At 32.7% G+C, this 9143-nt stretch carries 8 protein-coding genes; all 8 read right to left on the bottom strand.

Annotated elements, in window-relative coordinates; genetic code table 11:
* Positions 1-1091 precede the first annotated feature (1091 nt).
* Positions 1092-2672 (bottom strand): BamA/TamA family outer membrane protein, encoded by a 1581-nt coding sequence (locus BW939_RS11835; RefSeq protein ID WP_228417213.1) that lies wholly within the window; start codon positions 2670-2672, stop codon positions 1092-1094.
* A gap of 29 nt (positions 2673-2701) precedes the next feature.
* Positions 2702-3322, bottom strand: a complete 621-nt coding sequence (locus BW939_RS11830; RefSeq protein ID WP_123891571.1) for a hypothetical protein — start codon at positions 3320-3322, stop codon at positions 2702-2704.
* A gap of 21 nt (positions 3323-3343) precedes the next feature.
* Positions 3344-4138: an SDR family oxidoreductase gene (locus BW939_RS11825; protein ID WP_076452217.1), complete on the bottom strand. Its 795-nt coding sequence runs from the start codon at positions 4136-4138 to the stop codon at positions 3344-3346.
* An 11-nt stretch (positions 4139-4149) separates the two neighbouring features.
* The gene (locus BW939_RS11820; protein ID WP_076452216.1) at positions 4150-4641 is read right to left on the bottom strand and encodes a hypothetical protein; all 492 of its coding nucleotides are present in this window, start codon (positions 4639-4641) and stop codon (positions 4150-4152) included.
* Positions 4642-4647: 6 nt separating this feature from the next.
* Entirely contained in the window at positions 4648-5871 is a 1224-nt protein-coding gene (locus BW939_RS11815) for a 3-phosphoshikimate 1-carboxyvinyltransferase (RefSeq protein WP_076452215.1), read from the bottom strand.
* Positions 5872-5910: 39 nt separating this feature from the next.
* Positions 5911-7122 carry a WG repeat-containing protein gene (locus BW939_RS11810; RefSeq protein WP_076452214.1) on the bottom strand — a complete coding sequence of 404 codons (1212 nt, stop codon included), beginning with the start codon at positions 7120-7122 and terminating at the stop codon, positions 5911-5913.
* A gap of 33 nt (positions 7123-7155) precedes the next feature.
* Positions 7156-7482 (bottom strand): nucleotide pyrophosphohydrolase, encoded by a 327-nt coding sequence (locus BW939_RS11805; RefSeq protein WP_076452213.1) that lies wholly within the window; start codon positions 7480-7482, stop codon positions 7156-7158.
* A gap of 71 nt (positions 7483-7553) precedes the next feature.
* Complete coding sequence (locus BW939_RS11800) at positions 7554-8966, bottom strand: hypothetical protein (RefSeq protein ID WP_076452212.1); 1413 nt, start codon at positions 8964-8966, stop codon at positions 7554-7556.
* Positions 8967-9143 lie beyond the last annotated feature (177 nt).

Raw genomic sequence — 9143 nt, 5'->3', positions numbered from 1 at the left:
GCGCCGATGGTACTGCGAAAGCGGGAGAGTAGGTCGCCGCCAGTTTTTATTTAAAAGTCTCATACATGTATTTGTATGAGACTTTTTTTTTGTCCCAAAATCTAAAATCTAAAATCTAAAATCTAAAATCTAAAAGCAATAATTCATAATCCGAAATTTGAAATTCAAAATTCGGAGTAGCTGTTTTTTCTACGATATAAAACTTAGTAAAGTAGCAATAGATTTTTGATTTTATTTGAAGAATAAGGGTATTTCTAAAATAAAGTCTTTTGATGCCGAATACCTTAGCCCTGATAGTAGCGGTTACCCCACAGCAAGGGTTGGAGCGCATGGGTTTTGGCGGTGGAGAGTTTTGGAGCGAGGAGTAGAAGCGGATAGCAGGAAATAGCTCCTTAAAAAGAATTTTTCAGGTGTTATTTGTTTAGAATCACTTTTAGAAAAAACTCTACTTGCAATTTTTTTTTAGACTTTTATTTGGCGAGTAACTTTAAGTAAATTAATTATTTTACTATCGTTAGATAATTTACAATTATAGAATCTCCTTCAATTAATCTGTTAAAAACCTACAGCACTTTCGTAATTTTCATTGTATGTAAGATTATGGCCGTTCCTTGCGCTGTTTCAGGTGTTAGCACGGGTAATGCTTATAAAAGATATTTTGATAAGAATTAGAGCCTGTTATTCGTACAATAGGCAGATCAAATGTAACAGATTCAACTCTTGATTTTGATGCAGCTGTGACGTTGAGATCTACCCTACTTATTACTTTGTAAGTTCTACTGAAATTGCTCTCACTTTATTTGGAGCGTCAATAGCTTTGATAGAAGAATAATTGAGCCAAAGACTTGTATTGCCTTTCAGTGAAATGATAAGAAATCATCTTCTGTAGGCGCTTCAAAAGTATTTGTGATATTTTTGATCGAAGCAGGTTTGATATTTAATAATACAACTTTAAGGATGGTAATTCCGATGGTTTTTCAATTATGAAGGATTACCGACAATTATAATCAATTTAATCATTTTGATGAATTCATCAATGCAAGAGGTTTATGTTTAGAAAAGATTGATTTATTTTAGGTTTAAATAATCAATTAGAATCGGCTCAATATTCCCCAGTGAATTTTTATATCATTGAATTTGAATGGGTTGCCAAACTCATTGCCATTAGAAAGCTGAAAACTCATTAAGCCAATAGGGATGAAAAAATTGAATCCAAGACCTACACTGTATAATTTTGGTTTTACATTTAGAGATTTATTATTGAGCTGTCCATACTGTCCAAATACATCAAAAAACGCTTGATTACCAATGAGATAACGGTATTCTAAACTACCATAGTAGTAAAAATCGGCAGAGAGAGAATTTTCATTAAAGCCTCGCAAAGAGTTCCATCCACCAAAACGATACAATTCGTTGGCGGTAAAATTTACTTTAGAATCCAGCATTACACCTTCAGCTTTTATGTTTAGAAAGTGATTTCCATTAATATGGTAATTGTACTCGCCAAAAAAGTAAAATTGATTTTGTGGAGACTTTATATTTTCTTTGGTATAAGTAGTTGTAAGATAATCGTAGCCGAAATTTATTTTGGTTTTATATAAGAAAAGATCAATATCGCTAGGCTCTGTCATGTCAAAATAAACGCCGATTCCTTTTTTATTGTAGTCTTTTCCTTGTACATAAAGACTGTCTAGAATGGTTGAGTTTTCAAAAGTTCCTCTCAAACCAATTTTTTGTCTGTTGTTGATATGATAGTAAAAAGCAGGTAATGCTTTCACATTTGCAAAAGTAGAATCTTGCCGGAAAATATTGACCTTCATATTCATCCCAACATTAGAATTAAAAAGGTAAGGAATATCAGTTTGGAGATCAAAATTTTGCCCTTTATCTGGGTTTCTCTGCCAGTAAAGATTGATGGTCTCAAAACCGTTGAACATGTTTTTAAAATTCACATTCAGTGTTCCGTTGAGGGTAAATTTCTCGGTTTTATCATTTCCAAAACCAATAACACCATCAAAAGTATTGGTTTTTTTCTTTTCAGTAAATAGATATATCTGTGTAGAATCTTTGGTAAATAAAGTCTGGGGTTGCCTCTCAAGTGAAAGAAAAGGATGACCTTGAAATTGTTTGTTCACGGCAATCAAATTTTTGTCGTCGTAGTTTCTGCCTTTAAATTCTTTGTTTAAATTTTTCACAAAACGCTTCGGAACTCTCGTGTAGCCTTTCATCACAAAGCCATCAATTGTACGTTTATCGTTTTTATTAATATCGAGTTCTACAACAGGATAACCATTTTTCTTGGTTTTTACGGTAGATTTTAAACGGCTGAATGCAAAGCCATCATCAATATAAGCTTTATTTATTTTGCTTTTTGTGGAATCTAAATTTTTAGTAAAAAACTCTTTTTCAGTTTTCAATTTTTTCACAATAGAGTCTGAAAGGGAAACATACGTCACATTATAGTTTTTTCCTTTATCGTAGAAAATTTCAGTACTGTCACCCTTTATTTTTACTACTTTCAGTTCGGTGAAAAAATAATTGCTTTGCGCCAGCGAATCGAGGAATTTTGCCGCAGATAAAGAATCTTTTACCTTTTTCTTTACATTAGTTTCGGTATCGATTAGAAAATACTGTTTCTTCTGCGCTTGTATAAAAGAGCATAAACAAAACAATAATATGAAGTATAAGCGAATCAAATATTTTACTTGGTTTTATTTTCTTTACCGGCTTCACTCAAAAAATAATGAATTCCTTTGCGTTCAACTTTTAGCATTCCACTTGAAAAATATCCATCTGTTTTATTGTAATTCTTGTTAATAATAAATTTTTGTAATTGAAAATCGTAGATTTTAATTTTCTGATCTTTAGTCCAAACTTTTATAAATCTTCCGTTTTCTGTTGCTTTTCTGTAGTAGAAATAACTTTCAAACAGAAGTTTGCCATCTTTTGTATAGTATTGATATGGGAATGCATTAAGAGTACTTCCTACAAAATAAAAGTCCGTTTTAGCTGTTAAGTTATTACAAAAAGTCTTTATTTCAACAAATTCACTGTAAATAGGAACAATTGTTTTTCCTTCTTTGTCAATAATTCCTTGCTTTTTGTTTTTGGTAACCAAAAAATAGGCATCAAGGTGTGGGTGGAATTTTTCTACTTTTTCATATTTCTTTCTTACTTCTTCATGGATTTCATTTACGGCTTCCTGATTTTGAGCATCTTTTTTTTTGCGTAAAATATCATATTCTTCCGATGTCATCGTATAAGTCATTGTGTTTTGTGAAAAACCAAGGCAACTTATTAGTAAAAACAGATATTTAAACATAGTATTTTAATTAAACAATAATTATTCTAATTTATTATACTTTTTCATCAAATTCTCATAAGTTCCCTGTGGTAAAATCCACTTCAAAGGAACGCCGATTTTCTGCCCGAATTTACCATAATAATAATGAGCTTTCCACTTCTTTTTTGTTAAAAGTTGATCAATGTATTCTGCAACTTCCAACGGTTCAGTTCCGTCGCCAACGTGGGAATTCATTAGAGCGTAGACTTTGTCAAAAACGTTTTTGTAAGGTTCAGTCACTTTCGTTTTTACACGATTCTCTGCAATATTGGTTTTGATGTCGCCCAGATGTAGCGAACAAACATTCACATTCCAAGGGTAAACTTCATATCTCATTGCTTCTGTAACTTTATCCAAAGCCGATTTTGAAGCCGAATAAAAACCGCGGAAAGGCAATCCCATCTCACTTCCGATACTAGAAACGTTGATGATTTGACCGAATTTATTTTCACGCATTTTTGGCATTACTGCGCTCATCATCTGAACGGCTCCGACAAGATTTAGATTAAATAATTTTAAAATATCTTCTTTCGAAGAGTCTTCTACAGAACCTACCATTCCCATTCCGGCATTGTTAATGAGTACATCGATTTTGTTTTCTGTTTTTAAAACTTCTGCAATGGCATTTAGTACAGCTCCGTTATCTGTAATATCAGTCGGAATTGATGTGAAATACTGACTTTCGGTATGTTTTCGGCTCAAGCCATACACGCTATGACCTTTTTTTCCTAAATATTCTGCTAATACGAAACCAATTCCTGAGGAAGTTCCTGTGATGATTATAGTTTTATTCAATTTTTTCTAATTTAAAATGTTAAGCCGATATCTTCTCTTTCAATCATTCCTGTATCTTGCAGATTACAAATACAGCCCTCCAAAGTTTTATAATTACCTTTAATACGTGTTTCTTTTCCTTTTTTATCTTTAATAATAATTCCAGCGGTGTAAACTTCACCTTCCGCATGATAGGTTCTGAATAATAAATATTCATAACCATTATTAAATGAAAGATTGTCTATTTCCATTCCAGCATTTTGTATTCCTCCGCCTCGCCAATAAGAGTTATAATGAAATTTTTTCCAGCTTTCTTTCGTTCTTTCGGCAGGAAATTCCATTTCAACTTTGTTTTTAGTACCAAAACGATATTGAATGTATTGATTGGTTTTATCTTTCACCAAAGACATTTTCTTACCGTTTTTGGTTTCAAAAGAATAGACAACTTCTTCATTTGGCAAAAGATATTGTGCCCAAAAGGTAGCCGGAATTAAAAATGTTAAAATGAAGATGTACTTTCTCATACTAATCTAATTGGTCAAAATATTTTTCAAATCTTCCCAAAACATCGGATACGATTTTTCCACCACATTTTCATCTTCAATATTTAATTCTTTAATCAAACAAAACGGAGCAAAACTCATCGCCATTCTGTGATCCTGATATGTTTTAATATAAATATTTTCTTCAGCATCTTTAAACGCTAAAGATTGTATGGTTAAATCTGTAATTTCCGTTTCCGTTCCTAATTTTTGTAATTCATTATACAAAGCCAGCAATCTATCGGTTTCTTTTACTCTTAAAGTTCCCAAACCTGAAATTTCAAAAGGAATTTTCAAAGCTGCTGCTGTTACACAAAGGGTTTGTGCAATGTCCGGACAATTATTCATATCCAAAACAATCTTTTCCGGAAACTGAAAATTTTCAATTGGCTGAAGTGTTAATTGATGTTCTGATTCTGTGAAAATTGTTTTAATTCCGAAAAAATCTTCATAAATTTTTGTAATTGCGGAATCTCCCTGAGTTGATTCTTTGTAAAAACTTTTCAGATGGATTGTTTCTCTTCCCAATGCTGCGAATGAATAGAAGTACGACGCAGAACTCCAATCGCTTTCTACTTCATATTTGACAACTGAAGATTGACTATTCCCATCAAAGTTGAAAACTTTTATAGTATTGCCAACAAAACTGTTTTTAATTCCGAATTTGGTTAAAATATCCAAAGTCATTTCGATGTAAGACCTTGAAGTCACTTCGCCAACCAGATTAATTTCCAAACCGTTTTCCAGTTTTCCGGCAATCAATAGGAGAGAAGTGATAAACTGGCTTGAAATATTGGCGGGAACATCTACTTTTTTCTCCGTAATTTTTCTTCCCGTAATTTTCAAAGGCGGAAAACCTTCATTTTCTAAATATTCGATTTCAACTCCCAAATTTTGTAAAGCAGTGACCAGATTTTTAATTGGTCTTTCCTTCATCCTTCCGGAGCCGGTAAGAATGGTCGTTTTTCCTTCCTGAATGGAATAATAAGACGTTAAAAAGCGCATTGCCGTTCCAGCGTGATGAATGTCAACAGTTTCTGAATTTGCTGAAAGTGCTTTTTTTAGCAATTGTGTATCCTGAGAATTGGATATATTCCCGATTTTTATGTTTGAAAATAAAGTTTCCAAAATCAACAAACGATTCGAAATGCTTTTCGAACCGCTGATCTGTATGGTTTTGTTTTTTTTAACAAAAGATTTTTTTAATAACATTTTTATAGTTATTTGCGTGATAATCAGATTTAAATTGAGCTATTTAGAATAGTAGACCTTACCTTTGCTGTCACCATAGCAGATAAATTTTCCGTCGGCATTATAAAGTTTAAACAAATAAAAACTATCTCTGCCAAAATTTTTCCGAACCAAATGCGGATAAAGCTCAAAAGTGGGAGACAGAAAGTCATTTTTTCCATTTTCTTTTTCCAAAAACTGAAATTTGTTGCCGGTGCGTACTACGAAAGCTTCACAAAAAACACAGCTGCTGTTTTCGTAGAATATCTCATCGTATATTGGCGGAATAATCCAGGTATTGGAACGGACACCAAAGTAGCCCCACTTTTCATTCTGTTTTTTCATTACAGAATATTCTGGAGTGAGTTTTTTGTCCTCAAATACCAATTTCCCATACGTATTGGGATCCCAGTATCTTTTGTGTATCTGTGCTTCTTTTATTACGTTTACTGTATTTGGGATTTCCTTAGGTATTTCTTCTTCGTAAGGTATTTTTACCGCATCTGAATACATAGAACTGCGGGAACTTCTTTCTGCATCATAGTTCTTTCTGCCATCTTCCAGAATTTCACTTTTAGAAGTTAGTATTTTTCCGTCCTTAAAATTAATCGTCAGTAATCTCATTTCAGATTCTCTCGCAATGACGTATTTTACGCCGAATTGCGTAGGGAATTTCTCATAATCTGTATCTGCTAAAATTGCATTTTCAAAAAAAGTTTTTACAATAAGAGCTGTTTTTTTATTAACTAAAACCAAACTAAAATATCCTTTCTTATCCTTGGTAAGCATCAATATTTCTTTTTTCAGTGCCGGAGTTTCTTGTTTTTCAACAAAAACCACATAATTGAATGTTTTATCAAATATATTTTTGCCGCTGAGGGAATAAACGTCTGTCAATCTGCCACTTTCTCCGAACATGACTTCATGTTTCTGCTTTTCTGCACGTACAAAGCCAAAATCTTCCTGAAAATAATCATAATCTGTATCTTTGAGAATAACATTACTATTGGAGATGTAAGACTTTTTATAGTCGTCACCATATTTTGTAAAGGCTAAAAATTTACCGTTTTCGATAATCTCAATATCGTCAAAACCAGGCTTAATGACAATGTTGCCGTTTTCGTCTGAAATTCCAAACTTATCTCCAACACGATAAGGAACAGTGATTTGAGAATAACAAAAATTAAATATTGTAAATAAAAAAAGAGAGAATATTTTGAGAAAATTATTCATAATAAGTTGGTTTTGTTTGTGAAAAAATCAGAATTACTTCAGTTTTTCATTATTCTGATGCCTATCTTTATCGCGATCAGTTTTTAGTTTCATCTTCTTATCAAAAGCTTCCTGCAAATTAACTCCGGTTTGATTCGCTAAACATAAAGTTACAAACAGTACGTCTGCTAATTCTTCACCTAAATCTTTGTTTTTATCACTTTCTTTTTCACTTTGTTCTCCGTACCTTCTTGCAATAATTCTTGCAACTTCGCCCACTTCTTCCGTCAACATTGCCATATTGGTGAGTTCATTGAAATAACGTACGCCAATTGTTTTTATCCATTCATCGACTTGCTGTTGCAGATTTGTAATTTCCATAATTTTTTAGAGAAGCAAGGTAAAAGTTAAAAGAACTATTTATAGATTAATTATTGGATTGAATATTAAATTTATTGATAAGCTCCTAAAGTTGGGTTGGTTGTTCTTGAAACATTTACAATATCTGTAGGAACCGAATTGGCAATAGTAAGATCACCTTTTCCTCTTGCCGGAGAATCTGGTTTTACACGAAGATTCATTTGTGCGGCAAAGAAATTAATGAATTTTGGATCTTCATTTTTTAAACTCTGAATGACATAAACCGGATTGTTATCAAAAGGAAAACCAGCCTCAGACGTTCCGGAATATTTAAGCAAAGAATTTCTTATTGAAAAATCGAACTGTTGTCCCGGAGTTTGTTCAAAACTTACACTATTGTTTTTGTCAGAATAAACGATAGAGTTCCAGATATTCAGCTGTTGCAAAGCACCTTGTTCTGTCTGTCCACTCTGGTTTTTCCATTCATTAGTAGCAAAAATTCCTAGTCGGTTTCTGGATTGCAGCAGGTTAGAATAATTGGCAATTGTAGAATGAATGTAAGAATGATTTCCTCCTTTAAATATAGATACACATGCATCTCCACAATTGTTCATAACCAAATTTTTAGCATTTACCGTAGAGGCTATAGCGTAAATTCCGTTGTCTAAGAAATTATGGATGAAAGAATTGTTGATGTTGGCAGTAGCTTGTTTCATTTCAAGACCGTTAATTCCTCCGAAAAGCCTGGTGTGATTCATATTTACTATGGAGCCTGCTTCCATTTTTACAGAATTCCAATTGTTCGGAATTGTATCATAATACGTGTCGTTTCTGTCACCACGCATGATGATTTGCTGGGTTTGCGTTCCGTTTAAATTTAAAGAAGCTCCTTGAGAAATTTTCATTCCACTGTTTTTATGGAAATAAATTTTAGTTCCCGATTGTACATTCAGAGCGATACCGTTATCCAAAGTAAGATTTCCATAGATGATTTTTGCTTTGGTATTCGTCCAATTCGTGTTTGATGTTATAATATTTTGATTTGTAGGTGTTTGTATGAAAAATTCAGCATCTTGAACTACAGAGAATAAATTCACATGTTGTTGCCCTGCCGGACTTGTAAACAATATCCTGTCTTCAGCAATTGCTTCCGGTCCTGAAGCGGTAGGAGCAATCTCAACAAAAATAAAGAGGCTGTCTTTTTTTCTTAAAGGAACATCTCTAAAATCGTAGCCTGGTTTCCCGTCAACATTAATTTTGTACAAAGAGGCCGCACCTTTTTCAAGATTAATTCTTGGGATCATTACGTCTTTGTCTTCGTTATTATACACTTTTACAGCATACGTTTCAGATCTTACCTGATGATAAACGGTGTCGCAAAATATAGTATCACGGTTGAATCTAAGCTCCTGAGAAGGCGCATCGAAAGAAATTTCGTCTCTATTGCATGAGATGGTGAGTAATAGCAGCCAAAAGATGCTGAGAAGAGTTATTTTAAATTTCATTGAAATTCATTTTAAGAATTTCAAATTTAAAGAAAAATACTTCAATTTTCTTATTTTGAAAAAATAATGTTGGATGTGTTTGGATATTTTAAAAAAAATTGTATTTTTGCAACCTAAAATTTAGCAGAAGAAATACCATTACTATTTCGAAAGCAAAACTTTAATTTTTTAAAAAAT

This window comes from Chryseobacterium piscicola (assembly GCF_900156685.1).
Taxonomy (GTDB): Bacteria; Bacteroidota; Bacteroidia; order Flavobacteriales; family Weeksellaceae; genus Chryseobacterium; species Chryseobacterium piscicola.
This window is presented reverse-complemented; position numbering and strand designations above follow the sequence as displayed.

Coding starts and splice junctions, on each gene's coding strand:
- BW939_RS11800 (WP_076452212.1), bottom strand. CDS start 8,966: ATGAAATTTAAAATAACTCTTCTCAGCATCTTTTGGCTGCTATTACTC.
- BW939_RS11810 (WP_076452214.1), bottom strand. CDS start 7,122: ATGAATAATTTTCTCAAAATATTCTCTCTTTTTTTATTTACAATATTT.
- BW939_RS11820 (WP_076452216.1), bottom strand. CDS start 4,641: ATGAGAAAGTACATCTTCATTTTAACATTTTTAATTCCGGCTACCTTT.
- BW939_RS11815 (WP_076452215.1), bottom strand. CDS start 5,871: ATGTTATTAAAAAAATCTTTTGTTAAAAAAAACAAAACCATACAGATC.
- BW939_RS11805 (WP_076452213.1), bottom strand. CDS start 7,482: ATGGAAATTACAAATCTGCAACAGCAAGTCGATGAATGGATAAAAACA.
- BW939_RS11830 (WP_123891571.1), bottom strand. CDS start 3,322: ATGTTTAAATATCTGTTTTTACTAATAAGTTGCCTTGGTTTTTCACAA.